The 18,818-nt window shown below is 35.8% G+C and carries 22 protein-coding genes and 1 tRNA gene; 7 read left to right on the top strand and 16 right to left on the bottom strand.

The annotated features are described in order from the left end of the window. Window positions 1–96 precede the first annotated feature (96 nt). The gene (locus ACXJIE_RS06525) at window positions 97–312 is read right to left on the bottom strand and encodes a helix-turn-helix domain-containing protein (protein ID WP_456480159.1); all 216 of its coding nucleotides are present in this window, start codon (window positions 310–312) and stop codon (window positions 97–99) included. Between the two features lie 78 nt (window positions 313–390). Here ACXJIE_RS06525 and ACXJIE_RS06530 point away from each other — a divergent pair, with 78 nt between their 5' ends. The 4 genes from ACXJIE_RS06530 to ACXJIE_RS06545 all read left to right on the top strand — a co-directional run bounded on the left by ACXJIE_RS06530 (window position 391) and on the right by ACXJIE_RS06545 (window position 3,539). Beyond that, window positions 391–1,710, top strand: a complete 1,320-nt coding sequence (locus tag ACXJIE_RS06530; RefSeq protein ID WP_456480160.1) for a ComF family protein — start codon at window positions 391–393, stop codon at window positions 1,708–1,710. Then, window positions 1,707–2,435, top strand: coding sequence for a hypothetical protein (locus tag ACXJIE_RS06535; protein ID WP_456480161.1), 729 nt, complete (start codon window positions 1,707–1,709; stop codon window positions 2,433–2,435). Before ACXJIE_RS06530 ends, ACXJIE_RS06535 begins: the two co-directional genes overlap by 4 nt. 98 nt (window positions 2,436–2,533) lie before the next feature. Further along, window positions 2,534–3,319 carry a hypothetical protein gene (locus tag ACXJIE_RS06540; protein WP_456480162.1) on the top strand — a complete coding sequence of 262 codons (786 nt, stop codon included), beginning with the start codon at window positions 2,534–2,536 and terminating at the stop codon, window positions 3,317–3,319. Next, window positions 3,282–3,539 carry a sigma factor-like helix-turn-helix DNA-binding protein gene (locus ACXJIE_RS06545; RefSeq protein WP_456480163.1) on the top strand — a complete coding sequence of 86 codons (258 nt, stop codon included), beginning with the start codon at window positions 3,282–3,284 and terminating at the stop codon, window positions 3,537–3,539. The genes ACXJIE_RS06540 and ACXJIE_RS06545 overlap by 38 nt, the downstream gene beginning before the upstream one ends. 117 nt (window positions 3,540–3,656) lie before the next feature. Here the strand turns inward: ACXJIE_RS06545 and ACXJIE_RS06550 are convergent. Continuing rightward, window positions 3,657–3,747, bottom strand: a tRNA-Ser gene (locus ACXJIE_RS06550). Window positions 3,748–3,808: 61 nt separating this feature from the next. Here ACXJIE_RS06550 and ACXJIE_RS06555 point away from each other — a divergent pair. Continuing rightward, a complete protein-coding gene (locus tag ACXJIE_RS06555) occupies window positions 3,809–4,210 on the top strand; it encodes an arsenate reductase ArsC (RefSeq protein WP_456480164.1) in 402 nt (133 codons plus the stop codon). Here the strand turns inward: ACXJIE_RS06555 and ACXJIE_RS06560 are convergent. From ACXJIE_RS06560 to ACXJIE_RS06595, 8 genes are all read right to left on the bottom strand, one after another. Then, window positions 4,179–4,544, bottom strand: coding sequence for a NifB/NifX family molybdenum-iron cluster-binding protein (locus ACXJIE_RS06560; RefSeq protein WP_456480165.1), 366 nt, complete (start codon window positions 4,542–4,544; stop codon window positions 4,179–4,181). The two genes, ACXJIE_RS06555 and ACXJIE_RS06560, sit on opposite strands and share 32 nt — an antisense overlap. Beyond that, window positions 4,541–4,924 carry a NifB/NifX family molybdenum-iron cluster-binding protein gene (locus ACXJIE_RS06565; protein WP_456480166.1) on the bottom strand — a complete coding sequence of 128 codons (384 nt, stop codon included), beginning with the start codon at window positions 4,922–4,924 and terminating at the stop codon, window positions 4,541–4,543. The genes ACXJIE_RS06560 and ACXJIE_RS06565 overlap by 4 nt, the downstream gene beginning before the upstream one ends. 140 nt (window positions 4,925–5,064) lie before the next feature. Further along, window positions 5,065–5,973 carry a diguanylate cyclase domain-containing protein gene (locus ACXJIE_RS06570; RefSeq protein ID WP_456480167.1) on the bottom strand — a complete coding sequence of 303 codons (909 nt, stop codon included), beginning with the start codon at window positions 5,971–5,973 and terminating at the stop codon, window positions 5,065–5,067. A gap of 2 nt (window positions 5,974–5,975) precedes the next feature. Then, complete coding sequence (locus tag ACXJIE_RS06575) at window positions 5,976–7,580, bottom strand: sensor histidine kinase (RefSeq protein WP_456480168.1); 1,605 nt, start codon at window positions 7,578–7,580, stop codon at window positions 5,976–5,978. After that, window positions 7,580–8,164: a 6-pyruvoyl trahydropterin synthase family protein gene (locus ACXJIE_RS06580; RefSeq protein WP_456480169.1), complete on the bottom strand. Its 585-nt coding sequence runs from the start codon at window positions 8,162–8,164 to the stop codon at window positions 7,580–7,582. The genes ACXJIE_RS06575 and ACXJIE_RS06580 overlap by 1 nt, the downstream gene beginning before the upstream one ends. Window positions 8,165–8,200: 36 nt before the next feature. Continuing rightward, entirely contained in the window at window positions 8,201–9,010 is an 810-nt protein-coding gene (locus ACXJIE_RS06585) for a 7-carboxy-7-deazaguanine synthase QueE (protein WP_456480170.1), read from the bottom strand. A 20-nt stretch (window positions 9,011–9,030) separates the two neighbouring features. After that, on the bottom strand, window positions 9,031–9,600 hold the full coding sequence (locus ACXJIE_RS06590) for a fumarylacetoacetate hydrolase family protein (protein WP_456480171.1): 570 nt from the start codon (window positions 9,598–9,600) through the stop codon (window positions 9,031–9,033). 2 nt (window positions 9,601–9,602) lie between these two features. Continuing rightward, entirely contained in the window at window positions 9,603–10,154 is a 552-nt protein-coding gene (locus ACXJIE_RS06595) for a flavin reductase family protein (protein WP_456480172.1), read from the bottom strand. 50 nt (window positions 10,155–10,204) lie between these two features. Between ACXJIE_RS06595 and ACXJIE_RS06600 the strand changes: the two genes are divergently transcribed. After that, the gene (locus tag ACXJIE_RS06600) at window positions 10,205–10,822 is read left to right on the top strand and encodes an SIMPL domain-containing protein (protein WP_456480173.1); all 618 of its coding nucleotides are present in this window, start codon (window positions 10,205–10,207) and stop codon (window positions 10,820–10,822) included. On the opposite strand, the gene ACXJIE_RS06605 is transcribed toward ACXJIE_RS06600, so the two are convergent. From ACXJIE_RS06605 to ACXJIE_RS06630, 6 genes are all read right to left on the bottom strand, one after another. Further along, complete coding sequence (locus ACXJIE_RS06605) at window positions 10,816–11,247, bottom strand: secondary thiamine-phosphate synthase enzyme YjbQ (protein ID WP_456480174.1); 432 nt, start codon at window positions 11,245–11,247, stop codon at window positions 10,816–10,818. The genes ACXJIE_RS06600 and ACXJIE_RS06605 overlap by 7 nt on opposite strands. A gap of 17 nt (window positions 11,248–11,264) precedes the next feature. Continuing rightward, window positions 11,265–12,305, bottom strand: a complete 1,041-nt coding sequence (locus ACXJIE_RS06610) for a ribonucleotide-diphosphate reductase subunit beta (protein WP_456480175.1) — start codon at window positions 12,303–12,305, stop codon at window positions 11,265–11,267. Window positions 12,306–12,411: 106 nt separating this feature from the next. After that, window positions 12,412–13,332, bottom strand: coding sequence for a DUF3800 domain-containing protein (locus tag ACXJIE_RS06615; protein WP_456480176.1), 921 nt, complete (start codon window positions 13,330–13,332; stop codon window positions 12,412–12,414). 9 nt (window positions 13,333–13,341) lie between these two features. Next, window positions 13,342–15,768: a ribonucleoside-diphosphate reductase subunit alpha gene (locus ACXJIE_RS06620; protein ID WP_456480180.1), complete on the bottom strand. Its 2,427-nt coding sequence runs from the start codon at window positions 15,766–15,768 to the stop codon at window positions 13,342–13,344. A 96-nt stretch (window positions 15,769–15,864) separates the two neighbouring features. After that, a complete protein-coding gene (gene feoB / locus ACXJIE_RS06625) occupies window positions 15,865–17,925 on the bottom strand; it encodes a ferrous iron transport protein B (protein WP_456480177.1) in 2,061 nt (686 codons plus the stop codon). Between the two features lie 74 nt (window positions 17,926–17,999). Beyond that, window positions 18,000–18,221, bottom strand: coding sequence for a FeoA family protein (locus ACXJIE_RS06630; protein ID WP_456480178.1), 222 nt, complete (start codon window positions 18,219–18,221; stop codon window positions 18,000–18,002). Between the two features lie 101 nt (window positions 18,222–18,322). Between ACXJIE_RS06630 and ACXJIE_RS06635 the strand changes: the two genes are divergently transcribed. Next, window positions 18,323–18,818: ATP-grasp domain-containing protein (locus ACXJIE_RS06635; RefSeq protein ID WP_456480179.1), on the top strand; the 496-nt coding region annotated here is incomplete at its 3' end.

The following is an 18,818-nucleotide window of genomic DNA, read 5'->3' on the forward strand; positions in this document are numbered from 1 at the left end:
GGATTTCCTGATTCAAGTCTTCTTTTGTATTCTTCAAGATTCAAAATTCCCATGTGTAAATCCTTTCAATATTATTTTTTATTTTAACAACTTATTTCAGGATTTACACAGTTTTATTGAGGGACCCAGTTTGTATAAATGTTCCAAATTAAAATGCTTGCCGTATCTTAAATTTTCACAGTTAGAATAAAAAGCTACTGATTTAATACCTATTTCAAGAGCCAAATCAAGCTGGGAAAAGCCTTTTTCAATTCTTTTTTTCTTAACATTGGAAGAAATTATTTTATAAAACTCTTTAATATCGTTATTCATCTACATCCTATGGGATAATTTGACAGAGATGTAACAAAGGGATATAATTTACTTCAATTGAATGAAAAAGGGAAATGTATGGTACTGTTTTTTATTATTTTATTTGTTCTTATAGGCTTTATTATTGCTAAAAAATATAGAAATCAATCTCTTATATTCTATATATTAATGTCTTTTTTTTGGTTTTTTGTTATGGGACCTTTTTGGGCTGTTATTACATTTATTGAATTAATAACTGGTTGGGGTTTACAAAAAATAATTAAAGATTTTTTTAGAAAAGATAAAGAGGATATTGCAAATTCTAATATTCAAATGACAAAAACAACTAATGCAAAAATTAAAAAAGAAACAATATCTTATAATGATTATGAAGTAAAAGATATTATTGAACAAAAAGATTTGTTTAAATCGGATGAAATAATAGAAAAGAAAATAAAATATATTGAAAGTGTAGAACATGGTATAGAGGAGAAAGAAACAACTAGTAATAAAAATATTAAAGAAGATATTGAAAAATTAAAAACTAAATCAAATTTGACTATTAAGGAAAGATTGATTTTATTAAGAGAAAAAATAAAAGATGAATTAAACATAGAACAATGTAATCTTTTAAATGATGATATGATAAATATTTTTATTAAAAATGATATTCAAACGCAAGATATATTTTTGCAAAAAGTTCCTTTATCGTTGAGAGAAAAAATTTTACCAAAAGAGGCAGATTATTTAAATGAAGTATTTGAAATAATCAAAAAAAATAATACTTTTATAGAAAAAAATACAGAATCACCGGGAAAAAAGAATTGTCAAATTGATGATACAATTCAAAAAACATATCCATTGTATGGACCTTGGGCAAAAGGATGGGCATTAGATATTCATACAATAAGTAGTATAAAAATTGACGATTATAATTATATAACCACTAGAACAAATCTTGGAAATTTGTTATACGAATTAAAATATAAAAACAAATTTGAAAACATTGAAATTATTGGAAATGTAATTGTAGAATTTATTAAGAATAAAAATCTATCAAAAGAGATAGATATAATATTGCCGGTACCTTTTTCAAAAAAAAGAAAAATACAACCTTTATATGAAATAGCAAAATATATAGGCAGAAATTTAAAAAAAAGTGTTGATTTAAGTTATCTTAAAAAGAAAGCAACACCAAAAGAATTAAAAAATATAAATAATTTATCAAAAAGAAAAAAAATATTAGTTGATACTTTAGATATTAAGAATTCAAAATACAAAGGAAAAACTATATTACTCTTGGATGATATTTATAGAAGTGGTTCTACATTAATTACTATTTGTAATCTTTTATATAAAAAAGGGAAGGTAAAAAAAATCTATGTTTTATGTATAACTAAAACAAGGACAAAACAATGAAGATTTTTATTAGTGGTTCTATGTCTTTAAAAAACCTACCTAAAAAAATAGATGATGTTTTATTGAAAATTATTCGTAATAATGAAAAAGTCTTAGTAGGTGATGCAAAAGGAATAGATTTTTTAGTTCAAAAATTTTTTAGCGAAAAAAAATATTACAATGTATCAGTTTATACTATATTTCCTATGCCAAGAAATATCGCCAATTATAAGTTCAACATAATTCAAATTATTCCACCCAATACAAAAAATAACAGGATTAATCAAATGTTAAAAGATGAAAGAATGGTAAATGATGCAGATTATTGTTTGGTTATATGGGATGGAAAAAGTAAAGGAAGTTACAATAATATATTAAATGCTTTAAAATTAAATAAAAAAGTAAAAGTTTTTTTAGCTAAAGAAAATAAATTTTTAACTAAAAATGAGATTAATAATATTGAAGATTTCTTTCATAAAAAAAATGGTTATTCTGCACAGGAAATTATTGATGAAATTGATTGTTTCAGAAATATTAGAGAATTTTATACTTTTTTAGTCAATAATAATATTTTGAGAAAAGAAAATAAAAAATATATTCCATTAAAAGAATATAGAGAATATTTTTTTTATGAAGGAAAATATAATAATTTAAAATTTAGCGAAAGTTTTTTAAAAAAATTAAAAAAATTATGTAAAAATAAAATTAAACAACCAACTTTACCAAATTTATTAGGAGAAATATAATGACTAAACAACAAATCTTAAAGCTAAATGAAGAACTTAAATATGCAGTAATGAAAACTTCAAATAAAAATTTAACAGCATGAGGGGGTAAAATTCCTTTGATACTTATATATGTAGCGAGTAGAAGATTAAAAAATGCCAAAGATATTGTTTTAAAGATGGGAAAATATTTTTCTTTGGAGGGGAATAAATTTTATAAAGCTTTTCTAAACAAAGAATTAAAAAAATATTTTAACAATAAATATAAACAAACAAACGAAAATATTGAAGAATTAAATGAAGAAATCATCAAAGCCGTCAAAAATTTTTCAAAATATATAAGAAAAAATCCAAAGACAAATATTGCAAATTTTTTGATGTTTATATTAGGTGCATATTTAGGTTCGGGCGGAATTGATGGTGATGGAGGTATTCCGGATTTAGATTTAGAAATATTTGGAATAGAAAACCATCGTTCAATTTTTACACATTCTGTTATTGCAGGGATTATAATTGAAACTTTGATTTTATTCTCAATAATAGCAATAGATATGATTTATGATAAATTACCAAAAGAACATTTGGGAATTTGGGATTTGATTCATGAAAAAAAAGACGATTTTTTATTTAATTTTACAACAGGTGTCAGTGCAGGTTTAGCATATCATTTTACAATAGATGCTACGATAGACGGTATGGGAACATATAAAGACTTACCTTTTAGTGCACCTAAAGAAGTTCATCAGTTTATTATGGGGGCTAATGCTTTTATAGAAGGTTTGGATGCTTATTATAAAAAGTTTGATTATAAAATCATAAAAAATTTATTTATTTTATTTAAATCAAAATTTAATAAAAAGGACTCAAATGAAACAAAAATACGACTTAATTATAGAAGAAGCTAAAAAATGCTGGGAAAAATATGGAACATATGACAAAATGATTGAATGTTTAGAAAAGAAAAATTATAAAAATGCTTCATCTATGCTTAAAGGTTTAACATTGGACGAGATTGGATATATTTTAGGTGTGACAAGAGAAAGAGTCAGACAATTGCACGAACAAGCAGTAAAAAAAATAAAAAAAGGTATTATCGTTAGACGAGATTTAAAAGATTTTTTATAAAATATAAATTAATTTAAAAACTGTCAGTTAAATTGTCAGTAAAAATCCGCCAAAAACGACTGACACTTACCTCGTTGATTTTTGAAAGATACCGAAATTACTGAGTTTTTGAAGTAATGGCGGAGAGGGCGGGATTCGAACCCGCGGTACCCGATGTGGGTACAACGCCTTAGCAGGGCGCCGGTTTCAGCCACTCACCCACCTCTCCGTTTGTGTGGATTGAAATTATATCAAATTTATTTTAAAATTCAAGCAAAAAAGGACTGTTTTTGAAAAAAGTTTTGATTTTATGTACGGGAAACAGCTGCCGCTCCATTATGGCGGAAGGGCTTATAAACAAATATTTTTCATCAATAAAAGCCTACAGTGCAGGAAGCAGACCGAGCGGAAAAGTAAATCCGCATGCCAAAAAGGTATTAACCGAAGAAAATGCCTGGAAAAAAGAGTATCATTCAAAAACAATTGAAGAAATTTTAAATAAAGCGCCTTTTGATCTGGCAATAACAGTATGCGACAATGCCGCAAAAGAATGTCCAGTAATTCCGGGGACAAAAACAATACACATACCTTTTGAAGATCCCGACGGAAAAAGTTACGAAGAATTTTTAAAAACGAAAGAAGAGATAAAAAAAAGGTTATTCAGTGCGCTCCGCACGCATTTTCAGGTCTGATTTCCTGAATTTCGCCTTTTATAAATTTATCAACCGCTTCTTCCACCGTAGGGGAAACATTATCAAAATATACTTTTATTCCCGCCTCTTTAAATCCTGCAAGAGGTCTGCCGCCGATTCCCGCCACAATTAACGCATCGGTTCCGAGACTTTGTATATTTGCAACGGCGTTTCCGCAGGCTCCTCCCGCATGTCCGGGATTTTGAACGGCTCTTACTTCTTCAACTTCCCCGTTTTCAATATCAACTACGATATAAAACGGGGCTTTTCCGAAATGTGCGCCTCTTTTAGCCAAAAGACCGTCGGGAGTCGAAGTGGGAATCACCACTCTCATTTGAGCTGCCCTTTGATTTTTTCAAGAACTTCCGGAGCAGTCAAACCGTCTTTTTTAGTAACTTTTATAATCTTGATCCCGGCAAGTTCAAGGGCGTCTTTCATATTCGGACCGAGCCCCCTTACAACAATATAATCGCTTTCGTCAACCCTGCTCGCTTTTACATGCTTGTGATGATGTTCCACCTCATCGGAGGTGTATTCTTCGGCGTGTTCTTCATGTTCATGCTCATGTTCCCGGGCGTGGGTGTTTTCGTTTAACCCCAACAGTTTAAATTCGTTTCCGTCAAATTCATATATTGCAAAAAAAGGGGCCCTTCCCGTTCTTGTAACTATTACCAGATTATCACCTTCAACAGGTACAGCTATTTTTATACTCATTTCAATCCTTTGTTTCTCCCGTGTGGGGATTTTTTTGTACGCGGTAAATATAGCACATCTTTATATCTTATGTCAATATTTCGTTTCAAACAAATATTTTTTATTCATTCATCAGCATAAAACATTTTTTATACAATAAATCAGAAAAATACGGTATAACGGTTCTTTCCCTTTTTTTTTGATTTATACATAGCTTCGTCGGCTTTTTTCAGGATTTTTTCTTTAGTGTCCGGTTTTTTACCGTGTATGTATATGCCTATGCTGCAGCCTATTTTAATATCCTCTTTTTCATAATTTATTACTATGCACACCGCGTTTAATATTTTTTTTGCTATTTTTTCAATTTCGTCCCTGTCGGTTTCCTTTATCACCAGTGCAAACTCATCCCCTCCTATTCTCGCAAAAACGTCACTTTTTCTTATCACTTTTTTTATATTATCCGTAACCGTTTTTAATACTTTATCCCCCGCCGGATGTCCGTAGGTGTCGTTAATTCCTTTAAAATCATCCAAATCGATTAAAAACAGACTGAATAAAACTTCGGAACTTAAATAATTTTCAAGTGTCTCTTCAAAAACATATCTGTTAAAAATTTTTGTAAGAGTGTCATAAAAGGCGAGATCTATAAGTTCTTTTGTTTTTTCCTCCTCTTTCTGTCTTGTTTCATGTTTACTGAACAGCTGAGCGGCTATGGAGTTTAGTCTGTACTCAAGCATCTCCACATCAAGCGGTTTTAAAATATAATTATTAACCCCCACACAGTTTATGGCGTTTAAAAGATATTTTTTGTCATCATACGCGGAAATTATTATTATAGGCTTTTCTTTGTCGATTTTCTTAATCTCCTTGGCCATACTGAGCCCGTCGAGCACCGGCATTGCTATATCCGTAACGACAATATCCGGATTTTTATTTTTAAATATTTTAAGCCCCTCCTCTCCGTCAAAAGCCTGGAAAAACTCCTTCACACTGTCTTTAAACAGTATTTTCATATGCTCCTGCGTAAGCTCGTCATCTTCAACGAACAGTAAAGTAAAATTTTTTAACATAATCACGCCTTTAACCTGATTGTAAAATTCGCACCGTTTTTTGTATTATACACGGAAAGTTCCCCGCCCATTTTTTTTTCAATAATAATTTTGGCTATATAAAGCCCCATTCCTGTCCCGTTTTTAGATACCTTAGTGGAAAAATAGGGAGTAAAAACTTCGTCTATTACGGATTTGTCAATCCCCCCACCGTTATCTTCTATGTTAATTATAATATATTCTCCTTTTTTTTCGGAGGTTATGTATATTTTTTTATCATTCACGTTTCTTTGAATCAAAACGTCTTTTGCGTTATTCAGTATATTTAACAGCGCCTGCGAAAAACTTCTGGGATAACCGTACAAATTTTCATCCGGTATATTCACGCATATTTCAATGTTTCTGTCTTTCAATACCGGGTTTAACAGATACAAAACCCTATAAAGGCATTTTTTCAGAGAAAAATATTCGGCTTTCCCCTCGTCTTTTTGAAAAAAATTTCTAAAACTGTCTATAGTGTCTGACATATAATCAATCTGCTTTTTTGAATGTTTTTCGAAATATTCGAATGTTTTTTTATCAATTTCCCCGTTTTTATATTTTTTCACCAGCAGCTGGTTGAGTATTGCAAGATTATTAAGAGGCTGCCTCCACTGGTGGGCTATCATATTAATCAGCTCCCCGAGCTGTGCGAGTCTGTTCTGGTGAAGCATGAGAACCTGGTGGGACTCGTTCTTTTTAACTTCCTCTTCAATTCTTTTTTCAAGATATTCCTCATAATATCTCCTCTCTTCAAACAACACCCCGAACATAATCACTATTACTATATGGACAAAAACATACAGATTGTAATTTACGGTGTTTTCCAAAGCCGACCCGAGGAAAAAAGCCCCGGTGTTCAGATAAACGGAATATGCTGAAACCATCGACGATACAACGCTCAGATAAATCCCGTAAAACAGATCTTTTTTAATGGTTACATATACCACAACCGATAAACTTAGCGTTATCAGTACAAAAGGATTGTGTATTTTCAAACAAATTTCTATAATATAAAGATAAAAAGCGAAAACAGCCCCGAGCAGAAAAAAACTCGTCCATTTTATCCGTTTGATTTTCTCAAACAGCAACAGCAAAAAAGGGGTGAACAGCATCTGTCCCATTATATTTCCGAACCACCATGAAAACACCTTGATTAAAAATTCATTCAACCCGGTTTTGTAATAAAAAGACAAAACGGTATTTGAAACAACGGCACTGAAAGGCTGCAGAACAAAAAAAATAAGTATAAAAAGACCGGTAATATCCCTGAACGCGGAAAGTTTTACCGAAAGGTTGAATTTTTTGAAAAGAGTTATTCCCATATAAGCTTCGAGGGTGTTTATTATTCCTATAAACACCGAAGGGGCCAAATCTATTCCGTTATTAAAAGCGAGCAGAAACTGCCCTAAAAAGATTCCGGGCAACACTTTTTTCCCGAAATAAAGGGCAAATGCAAGAGCAATACCTTCTGGAATGAAAAGGCCGATATTTATAATTTTTATTCCGAAAAAAAGCTTAAAACTAAGCTCCCCCGTCACATAATACAAAAAAGCAAGTAAAATTATTAAAAAAATATCTTTTTTCATTAAATTTCTTCGGGAAGCTTTATCGGCTTTTTTAATATAATCCTCTCCCACAGATCCCCGTCGCCCCATTCCTCTTTTATTCTGCCGCTAAATTCTATTTCCTCGAGCTTTATTTCCCCCATACCGCTGAAATTATAGGCGTCTTTTCTGAAACACTCCGCATAACCGGTATCAGTTTCATGAACAATAACCGAATGCAGCTTGACTTCTCTTTCACCGTTGTTAAATTCAATCAGCGAAAGCACCCTGTCGATTATCAAAAAAAACACCCTGCTAAACTGCTCCGCCGAAGGGTTGACCGGCAGTACTATCCATCTTTCACTGAATTTTTTGGCAAACTCCATATATTCAGGATCATCCTTAGCCCACAGGGTAACGGCATGGTCAAAACTGTCGATAAGATCTTTTACGGTCGCTTTCATAAGCCCGAAATCATATACCATCTCGCCGTTGTCAAGATAATCTGAGCTGAGTTTGACCTCCACTTTATAACTGTGCCCGTGTATCGAGCGGCTGCATCTTCTGCTCGTACAGTTTCTTACAATATGCGCGTTTTCAAATTTAAAAAGTTTTCTTATAATCACTTTTCATCCCCGGTTTTTAATTTTATACATTTCATTTCAGACACCCTTTTTCTTACCGAAAAGTCTTATATGAATTCTGTCGCTGTAACAGTATCCGTTTTTCAGACAGAATTCAAACACAAAAGGGGCGTTTTTTTCAAGCTCTCCCCTGTCCGCACCGAGAGGCATACAGTAAACAGGCAAATCAATCCCTTTTGTAACATCCTCAATCTCTTTTTTCAAATCCCTGTCGATTACAAATTTGAAAAAACTTTTACGTGCGTTAAGTGCGTAATTTCTTATCACTTTCTTTTTCACCCTTTTTTTATAATCCTCCCCGCTGTTTGAAAGCTTTACGCTCATAGCAAATACGGCTTTCCTGTATGCGGGATATTTTTCAAAATCGATATCCACCGTCGTATTTGTTTCTATTGTAACGGTTCCTTCAAACCGTTCAACCAGAGGATAAAGTTCTTTATGAAAAAGGGTGGGTTCTCCCCCGGTAATGACAAGATGGGTGTTTTTTTTAACATATTTAAAAACTTCCGACATTATTTTTTCAACATTCATTTTTTTCCATTCGCTTTTGTATCCTTTATCTACGGCGTAATAACTGTCACACCCTCTTTCACCGAACCCAGGGCATTTGAGATTACACCCCCCGACTCTTACAAATACGCTCGGATGACCAGCGTATTTTCCTTCGCCCTGGATTGAATAAAATATTTCACTTACGGGTATATACCCCTCAAAATCTGACGATTTTGCGGGGACCCCTTCTCTACACCCCCCAAAATCTAACGATTTTGCGGGGACCCCTTGATTTTTGTTTATTTCATTCTCAATTTTCAATTCTTCACTTTCCATTTTAAATTGTCCATTTTCCATTATTTAACTGTCCATTTTCTACCGGCAATCACTTTTCCGTTTTCCAAAATTTTACCCTCAAACTCATCGCCTTCGTTTACAACCCCCACACCTTTAGGTGTTCCGGTCATTACTATATCACCGTCATTCAATCCGAAAATTCTCTCAATATCTTCAAACAGAAATTCCGGCCTGTACATCATCAAACCGACATCCCCCTTTTGGACAAGTTTCCCGTTTTTATACACTTCAAGCCCTAAACCATCTATATTCTCAAATTCTACAAATTCGCTGAACACCGCCGCACCCTTAAACGCTTTAGCCCTCTCCCACGGAAGTCCCTTTTTTTTGAGTTCACTCTGCACTTCACGAAGTGTAAAATCGAAACCGAACCCGACTTTAAGGGTATCTCCGATTAAAAAACATATTTCCCCCTCATAATGCACAGGAGAATATCCGGGAAGTGTAATTTCGTCACTGATACTGCTAAAAGGCTTCATAAAATATACAGGAGCGCCCGGTATTTCGTTGTTGAGCTCTTTAATGTGTTCCACGTAATTTCTCCCCACACACACGATTTTATTATTCATTCTCAATTCTCCATTCCGCAAAGCTTCGCATATCCTTTTCCGACTCTTGCCACGGGTTCGAATTCACCCTCCGTATACATCTTACGGATTTTTAAAAAAAACGGTATCGTAGCCATTTCCCCGTTTTCAAACGTTCCGTAAAGCTCGGTCAGAAACGCCCTTTTGCATCCTTTTACAATCGGAGGATAGTTTTCATCCACCCTTTCAAGTTCTATTCCGAACTTTTCGGCTTCATTTACCCCAAAAGGCAACACCTCCCCGGTTTTGTCCATTTTTTCATACATTTCAAGCGGTACGAGACACACGCTGGCTTTTTTTGTTTCCTTTATGTTTTTAAAAGTGTCTTTAGGTTCGTCGATTGTAGGTTTTCTTCTTCCTATGCTTACCATCAGAAGCGGAGGTCTGCTGGAAATTCCGGTAAAATAACTAAAAGGCGCAACGTTAATAACCCCGTCGTTTTCCGTCACTATCCAAGCCACGGGCCTCGGAATTATATTGCCCGCCATAAGTTTATATATCTCTTTGCTTTCCGTATTGTCAAAATCCAGAATCATTCCTAACCTTTTTTTGAAATTATATTATAATTAAGGAAAAAAGGTCCGTTATGAAAAAACTGATTGTTTTCTTAAGCGGTATGTTATTCGCATATACGGTTACAAACACGAAAACTTATTATAAAAACATCCGACCTTCAATGTTAAAGGCGAATTTAGAAATAATAATCACAAAAAAAACCCTGAACGGTTTAATAAACCTGTTAAACGAAAACGTAAACAGACTCAAACCCCTGTGCCAAAACACATCGTACTCTTTCACCCCCGTTTACAAATATATAAATAAAAAAGAAATTTTTGAAAACTACAAGGCTTATATAAACACCGAATGCCTGTTTAAAACGTCGGAAATAAAAACATTTTCCTCAATGCTGAACACTATCAAAAAGGCAAAAGTAAAACTTACCCACCTGAATTTCACAGTTACGGAAAAAGAAAGCAAAACCGCCATAAACGCCCTAAAAACAAAAGCCTACACCGATATACAAAAAGAAGCGAAAAACCTTTCGAAAAAACTTAACCGAAAATGTTTCGTAAAAAACATAAAATTCACATCCTCTCAAAACATCAAAAGATTTTATACGTTGAAAACCTACTCTTCACTGCCCGTACCGGAAAACAACAAAAAAATATCAATAATGGCGGATTATCAGATAGAATGTTACTGACCGTATACGGTGATTACTATTTTTCTTAAAGCAGGGTAATCCCTGTGTTCGTTAAGATAAATCCCCTGCCAGGTCCCGAGATTAAGCCGTCCTCCGGTTATAGGGATATTAAGGCTTACCCCGAACATTGAAGATTTGAAATGTGCCGGCATATCGTCTTTTCCTTCAAGAGAATGTTCGTAAACGTAGCCATCGGGGATCAAAGAATTCGATATATTTTCCATATCGGCCCTTACATCGGGTGAAACGTTTTCATTTATAGTAAGTGATGCCGAAGTGTGTTTTAAAAAAAGGTTCATTATCCCGACATTTATATCCGAAATGTCGATTGAAGAGAGAATTTTATCCGTAATTACGAAAAAGCCCCTTTTAGGGGTTTTTATCGCAATCTCTTTTTGAAAAAACTTTAATTTTCCGTTTTCCATTTTACATTTTCCATTAATTAAAAGTCATCAAGGTTAAGGCTTCCTTTGGAATAGTTGACAACATTTCCCTCAAAGAAATTGGTTTTCTGTTCGTTAAAACTGCTGAAACTGTCAAACCAGCTTATAGGGTTTTTAAGCCCTATATCCGGGAAAAGCAGATCTATTCCCATAGCCTGCGCCCTTTTATTGGCCAGATACTTTGTAAATCTGTCGATAAGCTCTTTGCTCATACCTAAAATTTCATCATTAGTAATATACCATCCCCAGTCTCTTTCAAGTTCGTACGCGGCGTAAAGCATCTCTTTTATGTTTTTATAAACCTCCGGAGTGAAAAGTTCCGGAAATTCTTTTTTAATTTCTTTAAATATGTTTGCAAACAAAAGCGTATGGGTTACCTCATCCCTTTGGATAAATCTGATCATCTGGGCGCTTCCGAGCATTTTTCCGGCACGTGCAAGCACGTAAAAAGCCGCAAATCCGTTATAAAAATAAACCCCTTCAAGGCACTGGTTCGCCACTATCATATATATTTTAGCCTCGTCATCCCCTTCAAGCGCCTTAGTCCCCCATCTTTCATATACGTTTCCTATAAATTCGTTTTTTTTGCGGAGATTGTCATCAACCCTCCACATTTCGTATATTTCATCGGTATTAAGCGAAATACTGTCAACCATTACGGCGTAACTCTGCGAATGAAGAGCCTCTTCAAAAGCCTGTCTTACTATGCACATATTCACCTCAGGCGCCGTAATCCATGGGTTTACGTGATCGGGGGTGTTGTTGGTCTGAATCGAATCCATAAAAATAAGCTGGGCCAAAGCTTTGTCGTACATTCTTTTCTCAGCCGGCAAAAGCCTTCTGTACTGTCTTGCGTCTTCCGTTAAATCCACTTCCCTCGGGAACCATGTGTTTGCAAGCATCATCTCCCACAGGTTGTACGCCCACGGATAACTCAGTTTATTAAGGTTGATTATCCCTTCGCTGCAACCGTTTATAATGGATGTGGTTGAACCTTTATGCAAAGGACAGTCGTAATTGAAAAGTTTTTTTATCTGCATCATTACTCCTTTGAGAGAATTATACTATAACTTGTAGCTTGACAAAACAGTTTTTTTGATATATTATTTTATCAGAAGGCAGGCTCGCAGCTTATGCGAGAGGTGCTTAACCTACCTGCCTCAAAACTTCCAGTAAAGAAAAAATATCCGTGTTTAAAGTGTCTTTGTCTTCTGTTAAAGTAGCAATTGCTATACATTCCTTATTTAAAAGATAATTAAATGTCTTTTGAAAATCTTCATTAAAAAACTCAACAAGAGTTTTTATATTATACATCTTATATTCAATATATTTTTTTAAAACGTATAATAAAACATCACTAATTTGTATCAAATGTGATTCATCAGAAGGCATAAATAATACACTGCTAAAAATATTATAAATTTTACTTTCAAATTTCCATTTTAAAGGAAAACTATCAGTAATTTCAATCTTTTGCCTCCAACTTATACCTTCAAACAAAATTCTTTTAAATAAATATTCTTTTGATAAATCATCAATATTTAATTCTGTAGAAAAAATTTCAATACTTTGTCTTTTTTTATTTTGATTAAAAAATCCATCTGCAATTAAAATGCCATAAGAATTTTTTTTATTTAAAAAAGTATCAGTCAAATTAAGAAAATTTTTAAATACATATCCTTCAGTATTTATATTATTGTTTCTTTTCAAAACGGAAACTAAAAAAGTTGCATTAACTTTACCTAAAAACTGAAATAACTCTATTACAAACAAAGAAAGCTTTTCTTTATCCAATTTAATTTGATCTAATAAAGGTAAAATTTTTTCTTCAAATTTATTTTTATTTCTTTTTTTTGAGGGCAACCTATTATAAAAAACATAATTAAATATATCTACAAAATAAATTTCAATTTCAAGCATATTATCAATACCAAAAAATTCTTTTGCTATATCAGAAATAATCATTTCAGATTTAATTAAATTATTTTCTCCTATCGCAATTCCTCCATATAAAACAATATTGGAGTCTTTATTAGTCCCGCTTTCATCAGTAAATATTAAATACATTTTTGTTCCTTACTGACACCCGAAACACTCGATACTTCTGTCCATTACCTCCTCTTTTACTTCCGGGGACTGGCTTCTTAAATAATAGAATGATTTAAGCCCGAGTTTCCATCCGAGCATATAGATTTCATTGAGATATCTTCCGCTCGCTTTGTCGGTCGTTATGAATATGTTAAGGCTTTGTCCCTGATCAACCCATTTCTGCCTGATTGCCGCGGCTTTTACAAGCACGGTCTGGTCAAGTTCGTACGCCGGCGTATAAAACATATACGTCTCCGCACTAAGATTCGGAACCACCACAGGAATAAGCCCGCTTAGGTTTTCTTCGTACCATTTTCTTTTATATACCGGCTCTATAGTCTGGGTCGTTCCCGTAAGGATGGAAATGGAGCTCGTAGGGGCTATAGCCATCAGATACCCGTTTCTCATACCTTTTTTCACTTCTTCCCTTAAACCTTCCCAGTCATACTGCATGGCGCTGAACAAATCTCTTTCCACAAGCTTTTTCGCCTCTTCGCTGGCACTGTCAATAGGAAGAATTCCTTTTGACCAGCGGCTTCCTTCAAACTCGGGATACGTACCCTTTTCCTCGGCAAGTGCCGCACTTGTTTTAATAGCCCAGTAACTGATGCCCTCAAACACTTCGTCTATCAGTTTTAAATGTTCTTCGCTTCCCCAGAAAATCTGCTTTTCGGCGAGCATCTGCGCTTCACCCATGGCACCGAGCCCTATAGCTCTGTTTTTAAGGTTCGTATCTTTCGTTTTTCTGACCGGATAGTAGTTAAGATCAATCACGTTATCAAGCATTCTTATAGCAACGGGAACGACCTCTTTTATTTTTTCAGGGGTGTTTACTTTGCTCAAATTCACACTTGCAAGGTTACAAACGGCCGTTTTGCCCTCAACCGGCACTTTTTCAACAATATACACCTGTTTGCCCTCGATAGCGTCTATGGACGTTATCTTTTTGGCTTTTTTTGTCAGTGTAACATCTCCGTGTTCCACGTTTACGTCTTCCTCTTCCTCATACAGTGCGAAACTTCCGTCTTCAAACGTAACTTTTATTTTATAATGGTTAGGCTCGGTGTTTTGGAAAATTTCCGTACAGAGGTTAGAACTTCTTATAATCCCCGCATGGTCGTTTTGGTTTCTTTTGTTGGCATTGTCTTTAAAACAAAGAAAAGGATTTCCCGTTTCGTAATATTCAAGAAGTATTTTTTTCCAAAGCTCTTTTGCCTTGATAGTCTCTTTCGTTATATTCGGGTCGTTTTCATATTCGATATATCTTTTTTCGAACTCTTCCCCGTAAAGGTCGGTCAGATCCTTTACCTCATACGGGTCAAAAAGCGTCCATAAAGCGTCTTCCTGAACCCTTTTCATAAACAGATCGCTTATCCATAAAGCCGGAAAAAGATCATGCGCTCTTCTTCTTTCTTCCCCGCTGTTTTTTTTAAGATCCAGAAAATCGAGAATATCCATATGCCAAGTTTCGAGATAAACCGCAATAGCCCCTTTACGGGTTCCGAGCTGGTCAACGGCGATAGCTATGTCGTTTGTAATTTTCAGCCATGGAATAACACCGCCGGCCGCGTTTTTATGGTTATCTATAAAACTTCCGAGCGCTCTTATTCTGCTTACGTCCCATCCGATACCGCCGCCGAACTTGGATAAAAGAGCCATTTCTTTAAAATCGTCGAATATTCCTTCTATGTTGTCGTTCATACTTCCGACATAACAGCTGCTAAGCTGGTGTCTTGTGGTTCTGGCGTTGCTAAGCGTAGGCGTTGCGACCATTACTTCGAATTTACTTATTACGTCATAAAACTTCTTAGCCCAGTATCCCCTGATTGCTTTAGGGTTGTCAGGAACATCAGCCCTTTCCTCTTCGGGGATGGATTCGTAATTCGTCTCGTTCTGTGCCAAAAACATAGCCACCCCCATGAAAAGCTGCTGGGGAAGCTCTATAGGCTCGTTGTTTCTATCTTTTATAATGTATCTGTCATAAAGCGTTTTAATACCGAGATACGTAAACTGCAAATCCCTTTCGGGTTTTATATAAGCATTCAGATCCTCAAGGTCGTATTTTTCCTTAAGACCCAAAAGAATCCTTCCCGCCTCTTCCCCTTTTTTAAAATAATCCTGCAGGGAATTGTAACCGGTAAAACCCGTCACTCTGTGATAAAGATCATATAAAAAAAGCCTTGCGGCAACGTAATTCCAGTTGGGCCTGTCGATATCTATTTTGTCAACCGCCGTTTTAATAAGAGTGTCCTGAATTTCCGCAGTAGTGATTCCGTCACGGAACTGAAGTTTCGCGTCAAGCTCCAGCTCCGTGTAATCAACCCCATCAAGCCCCTCACAGGCTGCTTTTGTGTATTTTCTTATTTTGCTGATATCAAGATGTTCGCGTCTTCCGTTTCTTTTAATAACCGTAATACCGGGATACATTATACTCCTTGTTTTGAAATATGTTTACAGGGAAAAAACGCTTAATTTTTTCCTTTTTTTGTTCGTAATCATATCACAAAAAACTTAAGAAAAAATTTTAACCGTAAAAACGGCGATTAAAGCCGCCAAATATGCAAACACGTTAGGATATACGGTATAAAACAGCCTCCACTGCCACTGAGGCACCTCAGCCCAGAATGTTCCCATAGCCGCAAGACAGGGAGAATAAAACATAATAATCACAATCATAGCAACAGCAGCCGTAAACGTCATATTTTTCCTGATTATTTCCACCGTTTCTTTTGACGAATCGGTTTTTCCTCCGTACAAGACGCTTAAAGTGGACACAACCACTTCTTTTGCTGCGAGTCCGGCAATAAGAGAAACGTCTTCTCTCCACGTAAGTCCGAGGGGTTTAAATACCGGTTCTATAAATTTACCTATTTTTGCAAGATACGAGTTTTGAAGTATTTCCCCGTTCATTTTCTCAATCAGTTCCGTTTTTCGAGACGGATTTTGCGTTATTAAACTTTCATATTTTTTTTCGATGTCCGCCCTTGGAAACGAACTTAAAACCCATATAATCAGACTCGCCGTCGCAATGAACGTTCCCGCTTTTTTAAGGTACAGCTTGCTTTTGATCCACAAATCGAAAAGTATTCCTTTCAGCTTAGGAAACCTGTATTTAGGCAGCTCCATTACAAACGGCTCGGGTTCCCCTTTAAATAGAACGATTCTTAATATTTTAGCGACTATAAGCCCCGTGAGGGCACCTCCGACGTATATTGCAAACAGTACGTTACCCTGAATTTCCGGTCTGAAAAACGCACTGACCAAAAGCACATAAACCGGCAGCCTCGCCCCGCAGCTCATAAATCCTATCACAAGCATGGTAATAAGTCTGTCTTTAGGATTTTTAAGCGTCCTTGCCGCCATATAGGCGGGTACGGAACATCCGAATCCGGACACAAGCGGGATAAAAGCCCTTCCCTGAAGCCCGAATCTTTTTAAAACGCCGTCCATTATATAAGCCGCCCTTGCCATATAACCGGTCTGTTCAAGCAGGTTTATACCCAAAAACAGAATAAGGATATTCGGCAAAAACATAACGACCGCACCTACAGCAGGGATAACGCCGTTTACTATAGCCTCGCTTACAATCCCTTTAGGAAGTATATTCAAAAGCCCCGCCCCGAACGCCGTAAACGCCCTGTCGATATATTCCATCGGAACGGCACCGAGTGAAAACGTGGCCTGAAATATCGCCCACATAATAAACAAAAACAGAGGAAGGCCGAACACCGGATGAATTAGAACCTTGTCCACCTTTTCGGTAAGCGTTTCTTTTTTGGCCTTTTTGGCAACCTGTGTGACTATACCCTTTGCAAGGGCGAGCCTCTCTTCAAAAAGCACCGTTTTGGTGTCGTCTTCGTCAAATTCTATCCTAAGCCTCTCTTTCGCATTTTTAAGCGTATTCATAATATCCACAAACCACGGTTTTTCGTGAACGAATTTATACATATATTCGTCATCTTCAAGAAGCCTTACCGCCACAAACCTTTTTGAAAATTTACAGGATTTTATTTTTCTTTTAAGGGATTCTATCTCTTCTTCGATTATCTCGCTGTAATACACTTTAGGAACGTTTTGCCCCTCATACGTACGTATCACTTTTTCAAAAAGCTCTTCAAGCCCGAAATTTTCCTTGGCGGATACATTTTCGGCGGGAATGTTCGTAAGTTTGCTGAATTTTTCCGTATCAATTTCGCCGCCTTCCCTGGCGAATTCGTCGTACATATTAAACGCGACGGTCATCGGTTTTTGAAGGTCGCTCAGCTGCCATGTAAGAGTGAGGTTTTTTTCAAGCTGGTTCGAATCGAGAACGTTAAGTATCAGATCATATTCCTCCTCAAATAAAAATTTTTTAGTAACCTCCTCTTCAGGCGTATACGTATGTAAAGAATAAGTTCCGGGAAGATCTATAAATTTGAGCCTGTATCCGTTTCTTTCGAAAACAACTTCTTTTTTTTCAACCGTGACACCGCTGAAATTCCCCACATGCAGCTGCGCCCCCGAAATAGAATTTATAAGATGGCTCTTGCCTACATTCGGCTGCCCCACAAGCACTACGACTATTTCTTTCATTACTCCTCCGTATTCTGAATTTTTATTCCCCTTCTCGCTCCATCTTTTCTCCGTCTTTCACTCTTTTTCACTTTTCAAATCTCCACTTCCACTTCAGCCGCCTCTTCATCCCTGAGGGCGACTTTGGTGTTTCCTATTTCTATTTCAAACGTGTTTTTCGCAAGCGTGTGTTTTAACACCTTGACCTTCTGCCCTTTTGCTATTCCGAATGCAAAAAGACGGCTTTTAAGGGGTTCTTTGGCATAAACCTTTTTTACGGTTCCGCTTTCTCCTATTTTAAGTTCATTCAGCCTCATACGTCACCTTTATAAATTATTTTCCGTATAATATCAATTGTTCGTTTTTTATTTCTTGATAAATGTCAAAAATGTTATAATCGCTTTAAAAAAGGACTATTATGACACTATCAACACCTTTAAAATCAGATTCAATCAAAATTATGCTGCTCGGTTCGGGAGAGCTCGGAAAAGAGGTTGCGATTGAGGCCAACAGGCTCGGATGCGAAGTTATAGCCGTCGACAGATACCCTAACGCCCCCGCAATGCTTGTTGCGCAAAAAAGCTATGTTATAGATATGAAAAACAAAGAGGAGGTTCTTGACGTCATAAGAAGGGAAAAACCCGATTTCGTACTTCCCGAAATAGAAGCCATAAATATACAAGCGCTGTTCGAGGCCGAAAAGGAAGGCGTACACGTAATCCCCAACGCCGAAGCCGTAAACAAAACGATGAACCGTAAAAACATAAGGGTTTTCGCCGCCGAAACACTCGGGCTTAAAACCAGCGGATACGAATTCGTCTCAACATACGAGGACCTTAAAGCCGCATGCGACAGATTAGGTTACCCGGCCGTGGTAAAACCTATTATGAGCTCCTCCGGACACGGACAGAGCA

The organism is Nautilia sp. (assembly GCF_053994455.1).

What these genes read in the sequence shown, in the direction of transcription:
- ACXJIE_RS06525 (WP_456480159.1), bottom strand. Translation starts at nt 312, where the DNA reads ATGAATAACGATATTAAAGAGTTTTATAAAATAATTTCTTCCAATGTT.
- ACXJIE_RS06530 (WP_456480160.1), top strand. Translation starts at nt 391, where the DNA reads ATGGTACTGTTTTTTATTATTTTATTTGTTCTTATAGGCTTTATTATT.
- ACXJIE_RS06535 (WP_456480161.1), top strand. Translation starts at nt 1,707, where the DNA reads ATGAAGATTTTTATTAGTGGTTCTATGTCTTTAAAAAACCTACCTAAA.
- ACXJIE_RS06545 (WP_456480163.1), top strand. Translation starts at nt 3,282, where the DNA reads ATGAAACAAAAATACGACTTAATTATAGAAGAAGCTAAAAAATGCTGG.
- ACXJIE_RS06560 (WP_456480165.1), bottom strand. Translation starts at nt 4,544, where the DNA reads ATGAGAGTGGTGATTCCCACTTCGACTCCCGACGGTCTTTTGGCTAAA.
- ACXJIE_RS06565 (WP_456480166.1), bottom strand. Translation starts at nt 4,924, where the DNA reads ATGAGTATAAAAATAGCTGTACCTGTTGAAGGTGATAATCTGGTAATA.
- ACXJIE_RS06570 (WP_456480167.1), bottom strand. Translation starts at nt 5,973, where the DNA reads ATGTTAAAAAATTTTACTTTACTGTTCGTTGAAGATGACGAGCTTACG.
- ACXJIE_RS06575 (WP_456480168.1), bottom strand. Translation starts at nt 7,580, where the DNA reads ATGAAAAAAGATATTTTTTTAATAATTTTACTTGCTTTTTTGTATTAT.
- ACXJIE_RS06585 (WP_456480170.1), bottom strand. Translation starts at nt 9,010, where the DNA reads ATGGAAAGTGAAGAATTGAAAATTGAGAATGAAATAAACAAAAATCAA.
- ACXJIE_RS06590 (WP_456480171.1), bottom strand. Translation starts at nt 9,600, where the DNA reads ATGAATAATAAAATCGTGTGTGTGGGGAGAAATTACGTGGAACACATT.
- ACXJIE_RS06595 (WP_456480172.1), bottom strand. Translation starts at nt 10,154, where the DNA reads ATGATTCTGGATTTTGACAATACGGAAAGCAAAGAGATATATAAACTT.
- ACXJIE_RS06600 (WP_456480173.1), top strand. Translation starts at nt 10,205, where the DNA reads ATGAAAAAACTGATTGTTTTCTTAAGCGGTATGTTATTCGCATATACG.
- ACXJIE_RS06605 (WP_456480174.1), bottom strand. Translation starts at nt 11,247, where the DNA reads ATGGAAAACGGAAAATTAAAGTTTTTTCAAAAAGAGATTGCGATAAAA.
- ACXJIE_RS06610 (WP_456480175.1), bottom strand. Translation starts at nt 12,305, where the DNA reads ATGCAGATAAAAAAACTTTTCAATTACGACTGTCCTTTGCATAAAGGT.
- ACXJIE_RS06615 (WP_456480176.1), bottom strand. Translation starts at nt 13,332, where the DNA reads ATGTATTTAATATTTACTGATGAAAGCGGGACTAATAAAGACTCCAAT.
- feoB (WP_456480177.1), bottom strand. Translation starts at nt 17,925, where the DNA reads ATGAAAGAAATAGTCGTAGTGCTTGTGGGGCAGCCGAATGTAGGCAAG.
- ACXJIE_RS06630 (WP_456480178.1), bottom strand. Translation starts at nt 18,221, where the DNA reads ATGAGGCTGAATGAACTTAAAATAGGAGAAAGCGGAACCGTAAAAAAG.